Source organism: Sphingomonas sp. PSPC2-2 (genome assembly GCF_049897725.1).
Lineage (GTDB): Bacteria > Pseudomonadota > Alphaproteobacteria > Sphingomonadales > Sphingomonadaceae > Sphingomonas.
On the sequence record NZ_JAFCWU010000008.1, the window covers coordinates 39,370 to 59,065 of the forward strand.

A 19,696-nucleotide genomic window follows, 5' to 3' on the forward strand; every position below is an offset into this window, starting at 1 on the left:
GGCCACTGCTATACCTAATCAGTACAGTCGTTTACCAACGACATCGCCAGGGGAACCATCAATGACCGTCAAGCTGTTCGCGCTGTGTGGCGTGGCCCTTTCAACGCTGGCGATGCCCGCCGTCGCGCAGACCGCGCCCAAGCCCGTTCCGGTCGCGGACTTGGTCAAGCAAGTCGATATTCCCTATAGCGAATTCCGCCTCGCCAACGGTTTACGCGTGATCGTCAATACCGATCGCAAGGCCCCGGTCGTCGCGATCAGCGTGTGGTACAATGTCGGTTCGAAGTTCGAGCCCAAGGGCAAGACCGGCTTTGCGCATCTGTTCGAGCATCTGATGTTCAACGGCTCCGAGAATGCGCCGAAGGACTATTTCACCTATACCAAGGCGATCGGCGCGACCGATCTCAACGGCACGACCTATTTCGATCGCACCAATTATTTCGAGACGGTGCCCGTCGCAGCACTCGATCGCGCGCTGTTCCTCGAAAGCGACCGCATGGGCTATCTGCTCGGGGCGATCACCCCCGGCGTGGTCGATGAGCAGCGCGGCGTCGTGCAGAATGAGAAGCGGCAGGGCGATAATCAGCCCTTTGGTCTGGTGCAGTACAAGCAGACCGAGACACTGTTCCCCACCACGCACCCTTATGGCCACACCACCATCGGATCGATGACCGATCTCGATTCGGCGAGCGTCGAGGATGTGAAGAGCTGGTTCCGCAGCCATTACGGCCCCAACAATGCGGTGCTGGTGCTGTCGGGCGATATCGACGCCGCCAAGGCGAAGGTACTGGTCGAGAAGTATTTCGGCGCGATCCCCAAGGGGCCGGAGAGCGTCGTCCCCGCCGCCGATGTGCCGACTTTGGCCGCGCCCAAGGTTGAGACGATCAAGGACCGTGTTGCCACCACCCGCATCTATCGCATGTGGGCGGTGCCGGGCCTCAACAACCCCGAAGCGGTCTCGCTGGATGTGACCGCCGGAGTGCTGGGGGGCCTCGCCAGCAGCCGCCTCGACAATGCGCTGGTGCGCAAGGAAAAGCTCGCGGTGCGCGTGTCGGCGAACAATGAGAGCTTCGCGCAGGTCGGCATGTTCGTGGTCAGCGCCGATGTGCGGCCCGGCGTCGACCCCGCGCTCGTCGCCAAGCGGCTCGACGAGATCATCGCCGATGTCATCGCCAACGGCCCGACTGCAGATGAAGTGCAGCGCGTTGCGACGCGCGATGCGGCGGCACGCATTGCCGGGCTCGAATCGACCGGTGGTTTCGGCGGCAAGGCGGTCGCGCTTGCCGAAGGCGCGCTGTATGAGAACGACCCCGGCTTCTACAAAAAGCAGCTCGCCGAACTCGCCGCGCAGACGCCCGCGCAAGTCAAAGCGGCCAGCGCGAAATGGCTGACGCGCCCGGTCTATGCGCTGACCGTCGTGCCCGGCGCGCGCGATGCCTATGTCGAGGCGACCCCGCCGGCCAAGGTCGCGGCGGCACCCGAGCCTGAATTCAAGGGCACGCGCGGTGCGCTGCCGCCGGTCGGGACCTTGGCGAGCCTCGACTTCCCCAAGGTCGAGCACGCCAAGCTCAAGAACGGCATCGAACTGGTCTATGCCTATCGCAACGCCGTGCCGATCACGCAGGCGTCGATCAGCTTTGATGCCGGTGTCGCCGCCGATGTGCCGGGCAAGCTCGGCACGCAGACACTGACGCTCGACATGCTCGACGAGGGCACGCTCACGCGCGATTCGATCGCGATTGCCGAAGCGAAAGAGCGGCTGGGCGCGAACATTACCAGCGGATCGGGGGCTGATCGCACCGTTGTCGGCCTGTTCACGCCAAGCGCCAACCTTGCCGCTTCGACCGAATTGCTCGCCGATATCGTGCGGCATCCGAAGTTCGATCCGGCGGAAGTCGCCCGCGTCAAGAACCAGCAGCTTTCGCGCATCTCGGCCGAGCTGACCAGCCCGCAGGGCCTGGCAACGCGCGTCTATCCCAAGCTGATCTACGGCGCGGCCTATCCCTATGCCAAGTCGTTCGGCAGCGGCGATGCCAAGGCGGTGGCGGCACTGACGCGCGACGATCTGATTGCCTTCCAGCAAGCCTGGATTCGCCCCGACAAGGCCAAGATCTTCGTCGTCAGCGATCGTCCGCTGGCTGAGGTGAAGGCGGCGTTCGATGCGCGCTTCGGCGACTGGACGCCGACCGGCCCGGCCGGCGTCAAGGATTTCACCGTCAAGGCCGTACCGTCTGCCCCCAAGATAGTGCTGATCGACCGGCCCGATTCGCCGCAGTCGTTCATCATCGCCGGGATTCCCACGCGACTGGTCGGCACTGACGATCTGCTGCCGGTGATCACCGCCAACGACACGCTCGGCGGCGATTTCCTGTCGCGCGTCAACATGGACCTGCGCGAGGCGCGGCATTGGTCGTACGGCGTCAACGGCTCCTTCCGCCGCGCCCAGCATGACACACCCTATCTGCTCGGCACCGGAGTGCAGGCCGACAAGACCGGCGAATCGATCAAATCGCTGCGGACCGATTTTGCCGAGTTCCTGACCACCAAGGGCATCACCAAGGACGAGTTCGACCGCACCATCACCGATGCGATCAGCTCGCTGCCGGGCAATTTCGAAACGTCGGGTGCCGTGCTTGGCGCACTGCAACAAAACGACCTGTATCGTCGACCCGACGATTATTACGCGACGCTGCCGCAAAAATATCGCGCGATGACGGCAGCCGAGCTTGACGCTGCGGCACGCACGGCAATCGACCCGGCCAAGACCGTCTGGATCGTCGTCGGCGATGCGGCGAAGGTCCGTGGCCAGCTTGACAGCATCGGGTTGCCGGTTGAGGTGGTGCCCGCCGCATCCGTCGCGGATGCGCGTTGAAGATTCTTGTCAGGAGAGAGACAATGGCTGCAATCGACGGAACCTGGGATACCATCGTCAAGTCGCCGCTGGGCGACCAGAAGGCCGTGCTGACGGTCAAGACCGACGGCGCTAGCTGGACCGGAAGCCAAGTCGGCGCGCAGGGCAGCGCCGAAATCACCGACGGCATCGTCGATGGCGAGACGATCAAGTGGACGATGTCGATCGTCGTGCCGATGCCGATGACGCTGACCTGCGAAGCGACCGCCGATGGCGACACGCTCACCGGTTCGGTCGGCGCGGGCGCGTTCGGCAGCTTCCCGATGACGGGCACGCGCGCGGCCTGAGCCGTTCGATCCCGACGAAAAGAGGCCCGCGCTCCACCAGGATCGCGGGCCTTTTTTAATCCTTCCCGGCCCCGGGAGGGGGACCATGCGCAAAGCGCATGGTGGAGGGGGCGCTCCACGCGCGCAGCCTCTGCCGCAGAAACCGCTCAGCACCACCACCCTCCCGTTCGTTTCGAGCGAAGTCGAGAAACCCGTCACACCGGGCGCTGGTTTCTCGACTTCGCTCGAAACGAACGGGGGCTGGGAATGCCGACCTTACCGCCCCAGCCGCGTCACATGCCCCATCTTGCGCCCCGGCCGCGTCTCCTTGCCGTACAGGTGCAGATGCGCGCCCGGCTCGGCGAGGATTTCGGCCCAGCGGTCGGCATCATGGCCGATCAGATTTTCCATCGCCACGGTGGGCGCGGTCAGGCCGGTGTCGCCGAGCGGCAGCCCGCAAATCGCGCGGATATGGTTCTCGAATTGCGAGCACACCGCACCCTCGATCGTCCAATGCCCGGAATTGTGGACACGCGGGGCCATTTCGTTGAACACCGGGCCATCGGCGCTGGCGAAGAATTCGCACGCCAGCACACCGACATAATTGAGCTGATCGGCGATCCGCCCGGCCAGTGCCGCCGCTTCGCCCCAGTGCGCGGCGACCTCGGCGGGGGCGGGCAGGGTCGATCGCGCCAGCACGCCGTCTTTATGCTCGTTCCACGGCGGCGGATAGCTGACCATCTGTCCATCGCCACGTCGGGCCAGGAGGATTGAGAATTCGTGGCTGAACGTCACGAAGCCTTCGAGAATGGCGGGGCGTCGACCGATCGCATCCCACGCCACCGCGATGTCGGCGGGCGAGGTGATGCGCATCTGGCCCTTGCCGTCATAGCCCATGCGCAGCGTCTTGAGGATCGCGGGCGTACCGATCTCCGCAACCGCCGCCTGCAGTTCGGCGAGCGTTTCGACCTTGGCCCAGGGCGCGGTGCGTCCGCCAATGTCGCGGACAAAGGCTTTTTCGACCGCTCGATCCTGCGCGATGCCAAGTGCGGCGGGGGCGGGGTGGACGGGCACCTTGCCCGCCAAATATTCGACCGGATCGAGCGCGATATTCTCGAACTCGTAGGTGATCACATCGGCGGCAGCTGCAAATTCATCGAGCACGATGCGGCTGTGATAATCGGCGCGAGTGAAGCTGGACGCGGTCTGCGCCGCCACTGCTTCCTCATCGGGCGCGAGGATGCGCGTGTGATAGCCAAGCTGCGCCGCCGCCACCGCGAGCATCCGTCCAAGCTGGCCGCCGCCGAGGATGCCGATGGTCGATCCGGGGGGAAGGGGGGTCATGCTGGTCCGTCCGCTTGGTGAAGAGAAAATCGACTGCGTTTCCTCCCCTCCCTGGAAGGGAGGGGGCGGGGGTGGGTCGGCCCGTAGTCGGGCGTGCCGTTCGCCATCAGCCGACCCACCCCCAGCCCCTCCCTTCCAGGGAGGGGAGAAACGTTAAACTCACGCCGGATCGGTCGCCACGCTCTCGGTCTGCGCCGCGCGCCAAGCCTGCAAGCGCTCGCTCAAGCCCGGATCCGACAGCGCCAGGATCGCTGCCGCCAGCAGCGCTGCATTTTTGGCCCCGGCCTTGCCGATCGCCAGCGTCCCCACCGGAATCCCCGCCGGCATCTGGACGATCGAATAGAGGCTGTCGACGCCCTTCAGCGTCTTGCTTTCCACCGGCACGCCCAGCACCGGCACATGCGTCAGCGCCGCCGCCATGCCCGGCAGATGCGCAGCGCCGCCTGCGCCGGCGATCACGACCTTGATCCCGCGCGCAGCCGCACTGCCCGCATAATCATAGAGCCGCTGCGGCGTGCGGTGCGCCGACACCACCTTGCTTTCATACGCGACCCCCAGCTCGGCGAGCAGCTCTGCGGCATGGTGCATCGTCTCCCAATCGGAGGTGCTTCCCATGATGATGCCGACGACAGGGCGCGCGGCGGGGGTTTCGGGCGTGGCCATGCCGTCGGGACTAGCGGCCCGCGCTGGGCAGGGCAACTCTCGCAAACGGTTCGTCGTGGAACTTGTGCGTCTCGGCAGGGGTTGGGGGTGCACGAGAACAGATCCCAAGGAGAAACCCAATGAACCGCAAGTCTACAGCGTCGATCGCCGCCCTTGCCGCGGTACTCGCTTTCTCCAGCCCCGCTTTTGCCGAAGGCAAACACGAGCGCGCCGAGGCCGCCATCGCCGAGGCGCGCGCGAAGATCGATGCGTCGGCCAAGGTCGGTGCAACTGCAGAAACCCCGCGCCTGCAGGCCGAGGCACAGGCCGCCTTGCGCACCGCGCAGGAAGATCTCGCCAGCGGCAAGAAGGAAGAGGCGATCGCCGCCGCGCATCATGCCAGCCAGCTCGCCGACACCGCGCTGGGCGAGGCGCAGCGTGCGCGCACCCAGACTGCCCGCGCCGTGACCGAGAATGCGCGCGATGCCGCCGCCGACGCACAGGCCCAAGCCGCTGCCGCCAACGCCCGTGCGGCCGCTGCCGAACAGGCCGCAGCCTCCGCAGCGGCCGATGCCGCCGCTGCGCGCGCCACGCCGGTGGTGATCGCTGCACCCGCCGCGCCGACGCCGCCACCGACGATGACGGTGACGACCGAAACCACCAAGACCGCTACCCCGGCCCCCGCCGCGACGACGCACAAGGTGGTGCGCAAGACCGTGCGCCACACCGCCAAGCGCCCCGCGCCGCGCGCGACCGAGAAGACCACCACCACCGTCACCACCGGCCAGTAAGCCGGGGGCGGCCCGCCGCTACCGCTCGTTCAGATAGTAACGATCGGTGGCGGCGAGGCTGTCGTCGAGCTCATAGACGATCGGCTGCCCGGTCGGGATTTCCAGCGTGGTGATCTCGTCATCGGGAATGCCCGACAAATGCTTCACCAACGCGCGCAGCGAATTGCCATGCGCCGAAATCAGCACGCGCTGCCCGGCGCGCAAAGCGGGCGCGATTCGCCCCTCCCAATAGGGCAGCACGCGCGCGATCGTGTCCTTCAGGCTTTCGGTCGCGGGGATGTCGATCCCGGCGTAGCGGCGGTCTTGCGACAGGTCATAGGCGCTGCCCGGTGCCATCGGCGGCGGCGGCACGTCGAAGCTGCGGCGCCAGATATGCACTTGCGCGTCGCCATATTCGGCGGCGGTCTCGGCCTTGTTGAGCCCGGTCAGCCCGCCATAATGGCGCTCGTTCAGCCGCCAGTCCTTCTCGACCGGCAGCCACAGCCGCTGCATTTCCTCCAGCGCCAGATTGAGCGTCTTGATCGCGCGCGTCTGCAGCGAGGTGAAGCAGAGGTCGAAATCGAGCCCCTTCTCCGCCATCAACCGCCCCGCCGCGCGCGCTTCCTCGGCCCCCTTGGCGGTCACGTCGACATCCCACCAGCCGGTGAAACGGTTCTCGAGGTTCCAGTCGGACTGGCCGTGGCGGATCAGGACGAGGCTAGGCATAAGGCGCGGTCTCCTTACCCGGCGACAGGCCGGGCGCAACATGCCCCGCCGGGTATCCGCTCACGGCGGCGCGATCAACAGGCGGGTTTGATGCCACCCGCGCAGAAGGGCGTTGAAGGTTTCCGCCCGACTTTATACGCGCACCGGATTGGTGCCTTCCACCGCCGCGCGCTCGGCCACCGCGCCCGGCACTTCGGATAAAAGGCAGATCGTCGGGATTTTGTGTCGCAATGAATTATCGCCATTCCTTCCATGCCGGCAACAGCGCCGATGTCGTGAAGCACAGCCTGCTGATCGCCCTCGTGCGGGCCTTGCAGCAAAAACCGGGCGCGCTGACCCTGATCGATACCCATGCCGGCTGCGGGCTGTACGACCTTGACGGCGAGGAGGCCGGGCGTACCGGCGAGTTCACGCAGGGCGTGCTGCGGGCCTTTGCCGACCCGAACCCTTTGTTGAACGACTATCGCGCCGCCGTACAGGCGGTGAATGTCGGGGCCGAGCTCCACTTCTACCCCGGCTCGCCGCGGATTTTGGCGCAGCTTCTGCGCCCGCAGGATTTTCTGATCCTCAACGAAAAACATCCTGAAGACGCCTATACCTTGCGCGGCGTGATGCGCGGCACCTCCGCTGCCGTGCATGAGCGCGACGCCTACGAGCTTTGGCTGGCGATGTTGCCGCCCCGCACAGCGCGCGGCGTGGTGCTGGTCGACCCGCCGTTCGAGCAGACCGATGAACGCGACCGGATCACCGCCACCCTTGGCGCTGCACACCGCAAATGGGCGCATGGCGTGACGGTGATCTGGTATCCGCTAAAAGACCGCGCGACGCATGGGCAGTGGCGGGAGCAGATGCGGGGGCTCGGCATCCCGAAACTGCTGCGGGTGGAGCATTGGCTGTACGATAGCGATCAGCCGGGCCTCTATAATGGTGCCGGCCTGTATATCGTAAATCCGCCTTACGCCTTCACGCAAGCGCTGCCGCCGCTGCTGGAAGCCCTGCGCGCCACGCTGGCACCCGAGGGGCATGAAGGCGAGATCATCACCGATTGGCTGGGCGGTTAAAAGAAAACCGCATCGGCCCTTCGCCAAACGAGGAATTGCCGCGCTGCAGGCGGCGAAGAAAACATCTAGCGAGATCCGCGCGCTGTCGGAGGCAGGCTGGGGACTATCGCTGCTTGTGCTCCGCCCTCACCGGGGAAGCGCCAAGGCCAAGGTCGGGGGGCGGTGCCGTCGCCCCCCTCAAATCCCGTCAATCATCTCCGCCAGCACGTCCAAACACGCATGCGCCAGCGTCTTCGACCGTGCGCCGGACCAGCCGAATTCGGCATCGGCATTGGCATCATGGTCCTTGAACGGCATTTCCAGCGTCATCGACACAGCGCCAAAGCGCTCGGCCAATTGGTTGGTCGACATCGACAGGTTGGCGCGGCCGGGTGCCGCCTTGTCATAGCCCTTTTCGGTCTGGAAATCGGGCGTGTGCGCCGCCAGCCGCTGGCCGAACTCGTAGAATTTCGCGCCCAGCGCATCGGTCCAGGAGGGGATGCCCTCAAAGCCTGCCAGGAAGTTGGCGGGGATCGCTTCGTCGCCATGCACGTCCATCGCAAAGGTGACGCCGGTCTCGTCCATCGCGTTCCGAACGCACAGCACTTCGGGGCTGCGCGCGGGCGTTGGCGTGTCCCATTCGCGGTTGAGGTTCACGCCTGCCGCATTGGTGCGCAAATGGCCGCGGAAGCTGCCATCGGGGTTCATATTGGGCACGCAGTGGAAGGTCGCCTTTTCGCGAAGCGCTTGCGCGGTCGCGTTGGCCGGGTCGGTCAGCCATTCCAGCGCGCCTTCCATCCACCATTCGGCCATGCTCTCGCCCGGGTGCTGGCGGGCATAGAGCCAGACATGCTTGGGGCCGGTGCCAAGCTCGAGGCAATCGATCGCGCGCCCGTCAAGCGACTGGCCGAGCTCGCGGTGGGTGACGCCGTCGGCCAGCGCAATCCGCGCGACCAGCGCGTCATGCTGCTCCAGCGTATAGGGCTGGAAATAAGCGAACCACACCAACTCGCTGCTGCCGGTCCATTCGAATTCCAGCACGCCACCCGCATAGCGCGTCGGGATCATCCGCCAGTTCTGGCGGTCGGTGCTGGCGCGCACCTTGTAGCCCGGCCAGCCGAACGGATAGGCCGATTCGCCCGCATTCAGGATGCGGAAGGTCAGCGTCCGCCCCTTGGCTCCGGCCACGCGGAAGTGGAACCATTGGAAGAAGTCGGACAGGTGATCCCGCGCGATGGTGAGGTTCACCTGGTCGCCGTCAATGCCGGCGACCAGGATGTTTCCGCTGTCAAAGGCGGCGTTGACGGTGATGCTCATTTGACCGTGATAGTGCGCCCGGATTCGCCGGGGAAGCCCAGGAACAGCGCGCGCGCCAATTTCGTCGCGGCCGGGCCGGTCTGCGCGTCGGGCGCTTGGCCATCGGCGGTGGTCTGGGCATGGCCTTCCCAAATCACCGTGCCATCACTGCGGCGGCGGATCTGCACGGCGAGATCGGTCAGCACGATCGTGCGATAGCGCGGCTTGCCGATCGGGAAGGAGATCGCCCCGCCCAGCCCGACGCCACCGCCATAGCCGCCGCCGCCACCGCCCAGGCCGACGCTCACCCCGCTACGGCTGCCATTGGGGGAGGGGGCCGGGCGGTTGGTGCGCGTGAAGCTGACGACGGCGGCATATTGCGGCCCGGCCCCGGTCGCGGGCACGGTGAAGCCGTGGGTCAGCGCCTCGGTTTCAACGGCTGCGGCATAGGTCTTATATTCTAGGCTGTCCTGATCGCGGCCCGGCATCGCCTCTACGGTAAGAGTGCCGGTTTCCAGCGGCGCGCCGAGGTGGAAGCGCGTCACTTCGACAGGGCCGGCCTTGCCGGTCGTCGTGCAGCCTGCCAGCGCGCCCGCGCCGAGCACCGTCGCCGCCAATGCCAAACCCATAGTCCGCTTCATGCCAGTTTTCCTCGTACGCGCTTGTTGCAGGGGTGTAACGCTTCGACCCGGCCCCCGTGTTCCGTTGGATCGATGTTCCATAGCGGTGTCCCGCATATGTCCGGCGCGCTCTATACTTGACTTGGGGGCATCCCGACCATATGCGCAGCCGCTCTTTTCCACATTCCAGAATTTGCAAAGCGAATCGATCATGAAGATCCGCAATTCCCTGAAGTCGCTCAAGGGCCGTCACCGCGATAACCGCGTGATCCGTCGTCGTGGGCGTACGTACGTCATCAACAAGACCAACCGTCGCTTCAAGGCACGCCAGGGCTGATCGCCCGCCATGGGTAGCACGAAGGCCGTCATCTTCGATGTCGGCAATGTGCTGTTCCACTGGGATCGCCACGCGATCTATGAGCGCCTGATCGAGGACGATCAGGCGCTTCGTGCATTCGTGGACGATGTTGTCTCGCTCGACTGGCATGCCCAGCACGATCTCGGCGTTTCCTTCGCCGAGACGTCGGCGGAGCTGCGCGCGCGTTTCCCGCAGCATGCCGCGCTGATCGACCTCTACGGTCCGCGCTTCAATGATTCGCTGCAACGCGAAGTGCCCGGCGTCGTGGCGATTCTCGAATCGCTCGATGCGGCGGGCGTACCGCTGTTCGCGATCACCAATTTCCATTACGATTTCTTCGCCGCCTTCCGCGCGAGCCGGCCCGACGTGTTCGGCCGCTTCCGCGACATCGTCGTGTCGGGCGAGGAAAAGCTGATCAAGCCCGATCCGGCCATCTACACGCTCGCGCTCGATCGCTTCGGCGTCGCGGCTGAGGACGCGGTGTTCATCGATGACAGCGCCGCCAACATCGACGCGGCCAATGCGCTCGGCATCACCGGTTTGCTGTTCACCGACGCGGAGACGTTGCGCGCCGATCTCGCGAAGCTTGGTCTGTCGGTTGATTGTGAACAGGCGGTCCGCGTTCCTGCGGAAGCAGAAGCCTAGGGCACCAAGCGGTTCGCTTGTAACCCTGGCCCTCCCCCGCTTTCGCGGGGGAGCGGTCCAACGTTAAATATAATCCCTCAACTCATCGCCGATGATCCGCACGACGTGCAGCACATTGGTCGATCCCGGCGTCTTGAACGGCACGCCCGCGATGATGATGACACGGTCGCCCGCCACCGCCAGCCCGTGGCGCAGCGCCATGCGCTTCGCCTTGGCGACCATTTCCTCGAACGATTCGACGTCCTTGGTGTGGACGGCATAGGCCCCCCACAGCAGCCCGGCGCGACGCGCGGTTTCGAGATTGGGGGTCAGCACCATCAGCGGCACGCCGGGCCGCTCGCGCGCGACGCGGCGTGCGGTCGAGCCCGAGGCGGTGAAGCAGATGATCGCGGCGGCATCGACGGTGTGCGCGATGTTCTTGGCGGCTTCCGACAAAGCGTCGGCGGTGGTTGGGTCGGACCGGATCACCGTGAAGTGGATGCGCTCGCCATGCGTCGGGTCGCGTTCGACCGCCTCGCCGATCGCGTTCATCATCGCGACCGATTCGGTCGGCCACGCGCCTGCGGCGCTTTCCGCCGACAGCATGATCGCGTCTGCCCCGTCATAGATGGCGGTGGCCACGTCGGACACTTCGGCGCGGGTGGGGGAGGGCGAGGTAATCATCGATTCGAGCATTTGCGTCGCGACGACTACCGGGCGGCCCAAGCGGCGCGAAACCTCGATGATGCGCTTCTGTAGCGGCGGCACGCTTTCGGGCGGCAGTTCGACGCCCAGGTCACCGCGCGCGACCATCACGCCGTCGCACGCTTCGACGATTTCCTCGAGCCGCTCGATTGCGGACGGTTTTTCGATTTTCGCGAGCAAGGCGGTCTTGCCGCCGATCAGCTTGCGCGCCTCGGCCAGATCCTCGGGCCGCTGGACGAAGCTCAAGGCGATCCAGTCGACCCCCTGGTCGACCGCAAAGGCGAGGTCGCTGCGGTCTTTCTCGGTCAGCGCCGCCATCGGCAGCACCACGTCGGGGACGTTCAGCCCCTTGCTGTTGGACAGCGCGCCCCCGACCACCACTTCGGTGACGATCGTGTCGGGGGTGTGGCTGGTGACGCGCAGCACCAATTTGCCGTCGTCGAGCAGCAGCCGCGCGCCGGGTTCGATCGCGGCGAAGATTTCCTTGTGCGGCAATTCGACGCGGCTCGCGTCGCCGGGCGTGGTGTCGCGGTCGAGCGTGAAGGTCTGGCCTTTTTCGAGGGTTACGCGCCCGCCCTCGAACTTGCCGACGCGCAGTTTCGGGCCTTGCAGATCGGCGAGGATGGTCGACGGGCGGCCGTATTTCTGTTCCAGCGCGCGGATTGCCTGGATCACCGCGACCTTGGATTGCTGGTCGCCATGGCTCATATTGACGCGAAACGCATCGGCACCGGCTTCGAACAATGCTGCGATCATTTCGGGGCTGCTGCTTGCGGGACCGAGCGTCGCGAGGATGCGGACCTTGCGCGAACGCGGGGCTATTGCCTGTATCATGAAATAATTCTCGCCCTGGGGATGGCTTGTGCGCGTGCTGCTCTAACCCCTATTTCCGCCCGATCAACCGTGGAGCAACGATAATGGCCGATTTGGAGACTCTTGACGATGCCGTGGCGGCGGCTGCGTTCCGGCGGCTGGTGTGGCACCTGCGCCACCGCGACGACGCGCAAAATATTGATTTGATGGGGCTTGCCGGTTTCTGTCGCAATTGCCTGTCGGACTGGGTCGAGGAAGCCGACGGTACGCTGACCAAAGATGCCGCGCGCGCAATTATTTACGGCATGCCCTATGCGCAGTGGAAAGCCGAGCATCAGAGCGAGGCGACGCCCGAACAGCTCGAGCGCATGCGGCAAAGCGTCGCGAAGAATGCGTGACGGCAGACGCGCGCTGTCCTAAAGCGCGCGCCTTTCAGTGATTCACATTCAGGGAACAACGCCGTGAGCGACATCATCGCCGCCGACCAACTCCGCCTGCTGATCGAGCGCATCGAGCGCCTCGAAGAGGAAAAGAAGGGCATCGCCGACGACATTAAGGACGTGTACGGCGAAGCCAAATCGACCGGCTTCGACGTCAAGACGATCCGCACCATCGTCCGCCTGCGCAAGATGGAAAAGCATCACCGCGACGAGGCCGAGGCGCTGCTCGAGACGTACAAGCAGGCGCTCGGGCTCGACTGAGGCACCACCAACATTGAGCGGGGACCACAAACGCCTTAAGGGGTCCCCGCAAAGTACCACTTTGCGGGGTAAGCATGGCAGGCCATTCCAAATATAAGAACATCATGTACCGCAAGGGCGCGCAGGATAAGAAGCGCTCGGGCATGTTTTCCAAGCTCAGCCGCGAAATCACCGTCGCCGCCAAGATGGGCTTGCCCGATCCGGACATGAACCCGCGCCTGCGCATGGCGATCAACGCCGCCAAGGCGCAATCGATGCCCAAGGACAATATCCAGCGCGCGATCGACAAGGCGTCGAAGGGCGATACCGAGAATTACGAGGAAATCCGCTACGAAGGCTTCGGCCCCGGCGGCGTTTCGCTCATCATCGAGGCGCTGACCGACAATCGCAACCGCACCGCCACCAACGTGCGCACCGGCATGGCCAAGAATGGCGGCAATCTCGGCGCATCGGGCTCGGTCAGTCATGCGTTCGACCGGATGGGCCTGATCTCCTATCCGGCGTCGGCAGGCGATGCCGAAAAGGTGTTCGAAGCGGCACTCGAAGCCGGTGCCGAGGACGTGCAGTCGAGCGAGGAGGGCCATGAGATCTGGACCTCGAACGAATCGCTGCACGAAGTCGTGACGGCGCTCACCCCCGTGCTGGGCGAACCCGAAGGTGCCAAGCTCGCCTGGCGGCCGCAGACGATGGTCGAAGTCAGCGAGGAGGATGCCGCGACGCTGTTCAAGCTGATCGACGTGCTCGACGACGATGACGACGTGCAGACCGTGTGGGGCAATTACGAAGTGTCCGACGCGATCCTCGAGAAACTGGGATGACCTTCAACTCCCTCTCCCTTCGGGAGAGGGAAGGGGCCCGCTTGGCGAAGCCAAGGGGGAAGGGTGAGGGCGACGTCGCACACCCGGTCACCCTCACCCTTCCGTCGCTCCGCTCCTCCTTCCCTCTCCCGAGGGGGAGAGGGAATTTTATGCTGATCTTCGACAGTCGCCCGATCTGTTCACGCAAAGCCGCGAAGCCGCGAAGCGGGATCCGGTTCGCGCGGAGCCGCGGAGGCGCGGAGACGGTGCGCCCCGTATCGACCGACACACTCCCTACGTCATGCCGGGCTCGTCCCGGCATCCACCGTGCCGAGCATCCTGCGGCCGATGGTCTCGAACATCGGTGGACCCCGGGACAAGCCCGGGGTGACGCCGCGCCCGCCGTCCGTGCACCTTGTCTCCCTTCTCCTCCGCGTCTCCGCGTCTCCGCGCGAACTCCCTGCTTCGCGCCTTCGCGCCTTCGCGTGGACCAAAAAAAATGCTGATCCTCGGCCTCGACCCTGGTCTCGGCATCACCGGCTGGGGCCTGATCCGCGCCGAGGGCAACCGGCTGAGCCATGTCGCCAATGGCAAGCTCAAGACCGACACCGCCGCCTCGCTCCCCCGCCGCCTCGCCCATCTCGATGCGATGTTGAGCGCATTGCTGATCGATCACGCGCCCGATGCGTGCGCGGTCGAGGAAGTGTTCGTCAACGCCAACCCGCAATCGACGCTGAAGCTCGGCCAGGCGCGCGGCGTGGTGCTGTGCGCGGGCGCGCGCGCTGGGCTCGATGTCGGCGAATATGCCACGCGCTTGATCAAGAAGGCGGTGGTCGGCGTCGGGGGTGCTGAAAAGGTGCAGGTGCATGCCATGGTCAGCCGCTTGCTGCCCGGCGTGAAGATCGACGGACCCGACGCCGCCGATGCGCTGGCGGTGGCGATCTGCCACGCGCATCATTTGGCGAGCGCGCGGCGCATCCCCTGATTTTGCTTTCCTCGGGCGGCGCGTTCCTGTTACGTACCGGGGATGATCGCCCATCTCAAAGGCCGCCTCGACGCGACGGGACTCGACCATGCCGTGGTCGATGTCGGTGGCGTAGGCTATCTGGTTGGCGCATCGTCGCGGACACTCGCCGCGATCGGCCCGGTCGGCGAGGCGGTGATGCTCCACACCGAGATGCTGGTCGCCGAGGATTTCATCCGCCTGGTCGGCTTCGCGACCGCGTCGGAGCGCGACTGGTTCCGCTTGCTCACCGGCGTGCAGGGCGTGGGTGCGCGCGTCGCGCTGGCGATCCTGTCGGCGCTCGAACCCGCCGATCTTTCGCGCGCGATTGCCGCGCAGGACAAGGCGATGGTCGCTCGCGCCAATGGCGTTGGCCCCAAGCTCGCCGAACGCATCGTGCGCGAATTGAAGGACAAGATTGGCGGCGTCGCCATCGGCGGCGCGGGCGTGACGGTGGCCCCGGTCGGCGCGGGCGCGGATGCAGTGTCGGCGCTGCTCAACCTCGGCTTCCGCCCGGCCGAAGCCAGCGGCGCGGTCGCCGCGGCGGAGGAGGAACTGGGCGGCGGTGCGACGCTCGACGCGCTGGTGCGCCTCGCGCTCAGGAAGGCGGCGAAGTGACCCCCCGCCGATGCGGGCGGCTACACGATCGCCGTCGGCAATACTTCGCCCGCAAAATGCGCATCGAGATTCGCCAGCACCAGCGCCTCCATCGCCGCGCGCGCCTCGATCGTGGCGCTGCCCTGATGCGGGGCGAGCACCACGTGCGGCATCGCTTTCAAGGCGTCCGGCACCCGCGGTTCGTCGGCGAACACGTCGAGACCTGCGCCCGCGATCACGCCCTGCTCCAGCGCGGCGATGAGCGCGGCTTCGTCCACCAGACTGCCGCGCGCAATATTGATCAAAACGCCACCGCGCCCAAGCCGTTCGAGCACCGCCGCATCGACACTGCGCTCCGTCTCGGCCCCGCCCGGCGCGGCGAGGATCAGCACGTCGCTCGCTTGCGCCAGCGCGGCGATGTCGGGCACGAAGCGCCACGGCAGCTCGGGCTTGGCGTGGCGCGCGGTATAGAGGATTTCGCCCCCGAACGACGCGGCCCGCCGCGCGATCGCCTGGCCGATCTTGCCCAGCCCGAAGATGCCGATCGTGCGCCCGCTCGCCCGCCTGCCGAGCGGCACGCCCCAGCCGCCACGCCGCACCACCGCATCGTTGGCGGCCACCCGGCGCTCGACCGCCAGCCACAGGGCGATGGCGAGGTCGGCGACATCCTCGGTCAGCACGTCGGGCGTGGTGGTCACGCGCACGCCGCGCGCCTTGGCTGCCGCCAGATCGATGCGATCATGCCCGACACCGTGGATCGCGACGATTTCGAGCGCGGGCAGCCGGTCGAGCAGGGCCGCATCGAGCCGTGTCATCCCGCCACCGACGATCGCGCGCGTGCTCGGCGGTGGGGCATGGCGGTGCAGGGTGAAGCGCTCTTCCAGGGCTGCGATCAGGCTGGGCGCAAGCGACGAGGCGACGAACAGCTCGGGCAGGACAGTCATGCCGGTATCCTAGCGCCTGTGCCTTGCCGCGCCCAGCCCCGGCACGCTATCGCCGCGTCATGACCGACGATCGCCTCCTCACCCCCGCCCGCACCGCCGAGGACGTCGACGCCGCGCTGCGTCCGAAGTCGCTCGACGATTTCGTCGGGCAGAAGGCTGCGCGCGAGAATCTGCGGATCTTCATTACGGCTGCGCGGGCGCGGGGCGATGCGCTCGACCATGTGCTGTTCTTCGGGCCCCCCGGCCTTGGCAAGACGACGCTGGCGCAGATCGTCGCGCGCGAAATGGGCGTTGGCTTCCGCGCCACCTCGGGGCCGGTGATCGCCAAATCGGGTGATCTCGCCGCCCTGCTCACCAATCTCGAAGATGGCGACGTGCTCTTCATCGACGAGATCCACCGGCTGCAACCGGCGGTCGAGGAAGTGCTGTATCCCGCAATGGAGGACCGCGCGCTCGATCTGATGATCGGCGAGGGGCCAAGCGCGCGCAGCGTGCGGATCGATTTGCCGCGCTTCACGCTGATCGGCGCAACCACGCGGCAGGGTTTGCTGACGACCCCCTTGCGCGATCGCTTCGGCATTCCGGTGCGGCTGTCTTTCTATACGGTCGAGGAATTGACCAGCGTGGTCACGCGCGCGGCGGGGCTGCTCGGCCTCGCCATCTCGCCCGATGGCGCGACCGAGGTGGCGCGGCGTTCGCGCGGCACGCCGCGCATCGCCGGGCGGTTGCTGCGGCGGGTGCGCGATTTCGCGCATGCGGCAGGGCACGATCTGGTCGATGCGCGCGCCGCAGATGCCGCGCTCAATCGGTTGGAAGTCGACCGGCTCGGGCTCGACGCGATGGATCGGCGCTATCTGATGATGATCGCCGACATTTATCGCGGTGGCCCGGTCGGCGTGGAGACGCTTGCGGCGGGCTTAAGCGAACCGCGCGACACGGTCGAGGAAGTGATCGAGCCGTATCTCATCCAGCTCGGCCTGATCGCGCGCACCGCGCGCGGGCGTTGCCTCAATGCGGGCGGGTGGAAGCATCTTGGCCTGACCCCGCCCGAAGGCGCGCAGGAAAGCTTGTTCGACGTGTAAAACTCCCCTCCCGCAAGCGGGAAGGGAATAAGAAAGAGCCCCCCAAACAAATCTTGTGCGTCGCACGATAGCCAAGCCCTGCACCAATCTGTTAGCCGGGTACCATGCCAAGCGCCGCCGCCTCCGCCCGCGAAATCCTCCGTCGTCTGCATGACGTGATGGCCTCGCGCACGCCTGCGCAGGCCAAGCTCAATGCGGTGGTCAACATCGTTGGCGAGGCGATGGCGAGCGAGGTCTGCTCGATCTATCTGCTGCGCGAGGGCGTACTCGAACTTTACGCCACGCGCGGGCTGGCGCAGGAGGCGGTGCACGTCACCAAGCTGGCCTTGGGCGAAGGTCTGGTCGGCACGATCGCGCAGACGGTCGAAATGCTCAACCTCGACGAAGCGGCGAGCCATCCCGACTTCGTCCACAATCCCGAAACCGGCGAGGAAAAGTTCCGCAGCTTTGCAGGCGTGCCGATCATCCGGCGTGAACGCGCAGTCGGCGTGCTGTCGGTCCAGCATGTCGATCCGCGCAAATATGACGAGGTCGAGATCGAGGCCTTGCAGACCGTGGCGATGGTGCTGAGCGAACTCATCGCCAATGCCGAACTGGTCGATGCCAGCGGTGCCGCGACGATGCGCCCGCAATCGACCGCCGCAATGCGCATTGCCGGGCTGAAGCTCGTCGATGGCATGGCGAGCGGCTATGCCGTGTTCCACCAGCCGCGCGTCCATGTCGAACATATCGTCGCCGAGGATACCGAGGCCGAGCGCCACCGCGTCTATGCCGCGTTCGACAAGATGCGCGAGCAGATCGAGCGGATCGCCGCACAAGCCGAATTCGGCGTCGGCGGCGAGCATGAAGAGGTGCTCGAGACCTATAAGATGTTCGCCTATGACGAAGGCTGGGCGCGGCGCATCAACGAAGCGATCGATTCCGGGCTGACCGCAGAAGCGGCCATCGAGCGCGTGCAGCAACGCACGCGGATGCGGATGCGCCAGATCGACGATCCGTTGCTGGCCGATCGGATGCACGATCTTGAGGATCTGTCGAACCGGCTGTTGCGGATCGTGTCGGGCCAGATGGGCACCGCCGCGCAAATGGGCTTGCGGCAGGATACGATTCTGATCGCGCGCAACTTGGGGCCCGCCGAATTGCTCGAATATGATCGGCGGCGGCTGAAGGGCGTGCTGCTCGAAGAAGGGTCGCTCACCGCGCACGTCACCATTGTCGCGCGGGCAATGGGGGTACCGGTGCTTGGCCGCGTGCGCGACGTGCGGCGTTTGGTGGGCGAGGGCGATTTGCTGCTGCTCGATGTCACCGCAGGCAACGTCTTTGCGCGGCCATCGGCGGCGATGGAGGAAGCGTTCCAGACCGCGCTGGAATTGCGCCAGAAACGCCGTGCGGTGTTCGCTGCACTGAAGAGCGAGGCCCCGGTCACCAAGGACGGCCACCGGTTGACGGTGATGGTCAATGCCGGGCTGCGCGACGATGTTTCGGCGCTCGATGTGACCGGTGCCGACGGCATCGGCCTGTTCCGCACCGAATTCCAGTTTCTCGTCTCCGCCACCTTGCCCTCGCGCGAGCGCCAGCAGCGTTTGTACCGCGATGTGCTCGACGCAGCGGGCGATCGGCCCGTGGTGTTCCGCACGGTCGACATCGGCGGCGACAAGGCGCTGCCCTATCTCAACAAGGAAGATGCCGACGAAGAAAATCCGGCGATGGGCTGGCGCGCGATCCGGCTCGCACTCGAACGCGGCGGGCTGATGAAGGTGCAGGCGCGCGCGCTGCTGGAGGCGGCGGCCGGGCGCACGCTCAACGTGATGTTCCCGATGGTCAGCGAGCCGTGGGAGTTTGACGAAGCGCGTGCACTGTTCGAAGCGCAGCGCGACTGGCTGGGCGCGCGCGGCAAGAAGCTGCCGACCGACATCCGCTATGGCGCGATGCTTGAAGTGCCGGCGCTTGCCGAGCAGCTTGACGTGCTGCTGCCCAATATTGCCTTCCTGTCGGTCGGCACCAATGACCTGACGCAATTTCTCTTCGCCGCCGATCGCGCCAATCCCAAGCTCGCCGAACGTTATGACTGGTTGAGCGCCGCGATCTTGCGCTTTCTGCTCAAGCTGGTCGAACCGACGCGGGCGGCGGGCGTGCAGTTGACGGTGTGCGGCGAAATGGGCGGGCGTCCGTTGGAAGCGATGGCGCTGATCGGGCTCGGCATCGATCGTCTGTCGATCACGCCGGCGGCGGTCGGGCCGATCAAGGCGATGGTGCGCTCGCTCGATCGGGCGGCATTGACGGCGCATATGGCAGCGCTGCTCAAGGCACCTCCGCGCGATATGCGCGGCGCGCTTTCGGCTTGGGCGACCGAAAACGGCGTTGAACTGGCGTGATCGGGCGATGGAGGATGCGACAGGCCGTTGACTTGTCTGCCCCCCTTTGTGAGACACGATCGCAGGGCAGGACAAAGATTGG

General features: G+C 66.0%; 20 protein-coding genes. 13 read left to right on the forward strand and 7 right to left on the reverse strand.

Features of this window, described 5'->3' with window-relative positions; all coding sequences use genetic code 11:
* The first annotated feature begins 61 nt into the window (after positions 1 to 61).
* On the forward strand, positions 62 to 2,872 hold the full coding sequence (locus ACP7BY_RS14770) for a M16 family metallopeptidase (RefSeq protein WP_137902711.1): 2,811 nt from the start codon (positions 62 to 64) through the stop codon (positions 2,870 to 2,872).
* 23 nt (positions 2,873 to 2,895) lie between these two features.
* Positions 2,896 to 3,198 carry a hypothetical protein gene (locus ACP7BY_RS14775; RefSeq protein WP_033966640.1) on the forward strand — a complete coding sequence of 101 codons (303 nt, stop codon included), beginning with the start codon at positions 2,896 to 2,898 and terminating at the stop codon, positions 3,196 to 3,198.
* 255 nt (positions 3,199 to 3,453) lie between these two features.
* Here the strand turns inward: ACP7BY_RS14775 and ACP7BY_RS14780 are convergent, their stop codons facing one another.
* A complete protein-coding gene (locus ACP7BY_RS14780; RefSeq protein WP_137902710.1) occupies positions 3,454 to 4,521 on the reverse strand; it encodes a 5-(carboxyamino)imidazole ribonucleotide synthase in 1,068 nt (355 codons plus the stop codon).
* A 159-nt stretch (positions 4,522 to 4,680) separates the two neighbouring features.
* Positions 4,681 to 5,184 (reverse strand): 5-(carboxyamino)imidazole ribonucleotide mutase, encoded by a 504-nt coding sequence (purE, locus tag ACP7BY_RS14785; protein ID WP_052192586.1) that lies wholly within the window; start codon positions 5,182 to 5,184, stop codon positions 4,681 to 4,683.
* A gap of 119 nt (positions 5,185 to 5,303) precedes the next feature.
* Between purE and ACP7BY_RS14790 the strand changes: the two genes are divergently transcribed.
* On the forward strand, positions 5,304 to 5,954 hold the full coding sequence (locus ACP7BY_RS14790; RefSeq protein ID WP_137902709.1) for a hypothetical protein: 651 nt from the start codon (positions 5,304 to 5,306) through the stop codon (positions 5,952 to 5,954).
* 18 nt (positions 5,955 to 5,972) lie between these two features.
* Here ACP7BY_RS14790 and gpmA read toward each other — a convergent pair whose 3' ends face one another.
* On the reverse strand, positions 5,973 to 6,659 hold the full coding sequence (gene gpmA, locus ACP7BY_RS14795; protein WP_033964695.1) for a 2,3-diphosphoglycerate-dependent phosphoglycerate mutase: 687 nt from the start codon (positions 6,657 to 6,659) through the stop codon (positions 5,973 to 5,975).
* Positions 6,660 to 6,889: 230 nt separating this feature from the next.
* On the opposite strand from gpmA, the gene ACP7BY_RS14800 reads away from it, so the two are divergent.
* Positions 6,890 to 7,720, forward strand: coding sequence for a 23S rRNA (adenine(2030)-N(6))-methyltransferase RlmJ (locus tag ACP7BY_RS14800; protein WP_033964696.1), 831 nt, complete (start codon positions 6,890 to 6,892; stop codon positions 7,718 to 7,720).
* A gap of 177 nt (positions 7,721 to 7,897) precedes the next feature.
* Here the strand turns inward: ACP7BY_RS14800 and ACP7BY_RS14805 are convergent, their stop codons facing one another.
* Positions 7,898 to 9,016 carry a M14 family metallopeptidase gene (locus ACP7BY_RS14805; protein ID WP_033964697.1) on the reverse strand — a complete coding sequence of 373 codons (1,119 nt, stop codon included), beginning with the start codon at positions 9,014 to 9,016 and terminating at the stop codon, positions 7,898 to 7,900.
* Positions 9,013 to 9,636, reverse strand: coding sequence for a DUF4136 domain-containing protein (locus ACP7BY_RS14810; RefSeq protein WP_033964698.1), 624 nt, complete (start codon positions 9,634 to 9,636; stop codon positions 9,013 to 9,015). Before ACP7BY_RS14810 ends, ACP7BY_RS14805 begins: the two co-directional genes overlap by 4 nt.
* A 190-nt stretch (positions 9,637 to 9,826) precedes the next feature.
* Here ACP7BY_RS14810 and ykgO point away from each other — a divergent pair, with 190 nt between their 5' ends.
* Positions 9,827 to 9,952: a type B 50S ribosomal protein L36 gene (ykgO, locus tag ACP7BY_RS14815; RefSeq protein ID WP_004210176.1), complete on the forward strand. Its 126-nt coding sequence runs from the start codon at positions 9,827 to 9,829 to the stop codon at positions 9,950 to 9,952.
* A gap of 9 nt (positions 9,953 to 9,961) precedes the next feature.
* Positions 9,962 to 10,618, forward strand: coding sequence for an HAD family hydrolase (locus tag ACP7BY_RS14820; protein ID WP_033964699.1), 657 nt, complete (start codon positions 9,962 to 9,964; stop codon positions 10,616 to 10,618).
* Between the two features lie 63 nt (positions 10,619 to 10,681).
* On the opposite strand, the gene pyk is transcribed toward ACP7BY_RS14820, so the two are convergent.
* Positions 10,682 to 12,136 (reverse strand): pyruvate kinase, encoded by a 1,455-nt coding sequence (pyk, locus tag ACP7BY_RS14825; protein WP_033964700.1) that lies wholly within the window; start codon positions 12,134 to 12,136, stop codon positions 10,682 to 10,684.
* 83 nt (positions 12,137 to 12,219) lie between these two features.
* On the opposite strand from pyk, the gene ACP7BY_RS14830 reads away from it, so the two are divergent.
* The 5 genes from ACP7BY_RS14830 (at position 12,220) to ruvA (ending at position 15,234) form a co-directional block, all read left to right on the forward strand.
* Positions 12,220 to 12,513, forward strand: coding sequence for a DUF1244 domain-containing protein (locus ACP7BY_RS14830; protein WP_033964701.1), 294 nt, complete (start codon positions 12,220 to 12,222; stop codon positions 12,511 to 12,513).
* Between the two features lie 63 nt (positions 12,514 to 12,576).
* A complete protein-coding gene (locus ACP7BY_RS14835; protein ID WP_126845419.1) occupies positions 12,577 to 12,816 on the forward strand; it encodes a DUF2312 domain-containing protein in 240 nt (79 codons plus the stop codon).
* 74 nt (positions 12,817 to 12,890) lie between these two features.
* Positions 12,891 to 13,634 carry a YebC/PmpR family DNA-binding transcriptional regulator gene (locus ACP7BY_RS14840; protein ID WP_033964702.1) on the forward strand — a complete coding sequence of 248 codons (744 nt, stop codon included), beginning with the start codon at positions 12,891 to 12,893 and terminating at the stop codon, positions 13,632 to 13,634.
* A 478-nt stretch (positions 13,635 to 14,112) separates the two neighbouring features.
* On the forward strand, positions 14,113 to 14,598 hold the full coding sequence (gene ruvC, locus ACP7BY_RS14845) for a crossover junction endodeoxyribonuclease RuvC (protein ID WP_126845420.1): 486 nt from the start codon (positions 14,113 to 14,115) through the stop codon (positions 14,596 to 14,598).
* Between the two features lie 42 nt (positions 14,599 to 14,640).
* Complete coding sequence (gene ruvA, locus ACP7BY_RS14850; protein ID WP_126845421.1) at positions 14,641 to 15,234, forward strand: Holliday junction branch migration protein RuvA; 594 nt, start codon at positions 14,641 to 14,643, stop codon at positions 15,232 to 15,234.
* 20 nt (positions 15,235 to 15,254) lie between these two features.
* Here the strand turns inward: ruvA and ACP7BY_RS14855 are convergent, their stop codons facing one another.
* The gene (locus ACP7BY_RS14855) at positions 15,255 to 16,157 is read right to left on the reverse strand and encodes a 2-hydroxyacid dehydrogenase (RefSeq protein ID WP_137902708.1); all 903 of its coding nucleotides are present in this window, start codon (positions 16,155 to 16,157) and stop codon (positions 15,255 to 15,257) included.
* A 59-nt stretch (positions 16,158 to 16,216) separates the two neighbouring features.
* On the opposite strand from ACP7BY_RS14855, the gene ruvB reads away from it, so the two are divergent.
* Together ruvB and ptsP are read left to right on the forward strand one after the other, a co-directional pair.
* Positions 16,217 to 17,239, forward strand: coding sequence for a Holliday junction branch migration DNA helicase RuvB (gene ruvB, locus ACP7BY_RS14860; RefSeq protein WP_033964683.1), 1,023 nt, complete (start codon positions 16,217 to 16,219; stop codon positions 17,237 to 17,239).
* A gap of 104 nt (positions 17,240 to 17,343) precedes the next feature.
* Positions 17,344 to 19,614 carry a phosphoenolpyruvate--protein phosphotransferase gene (gene ptsP / locus ACP7BY_RS14865; RefSeq protein ID WP_137902707.1) on the forward strand — a complete coding sequence of 757 codons (2,271 nt, stop codon included), beginning with the start codon at positions 17,344 to 17,346 and terminating at the stop codon, positions 19,612 to 19,614.
* The last annotated feature ends 82 nt before the right edge of the window (positions 19,615 to 19,696 follow it).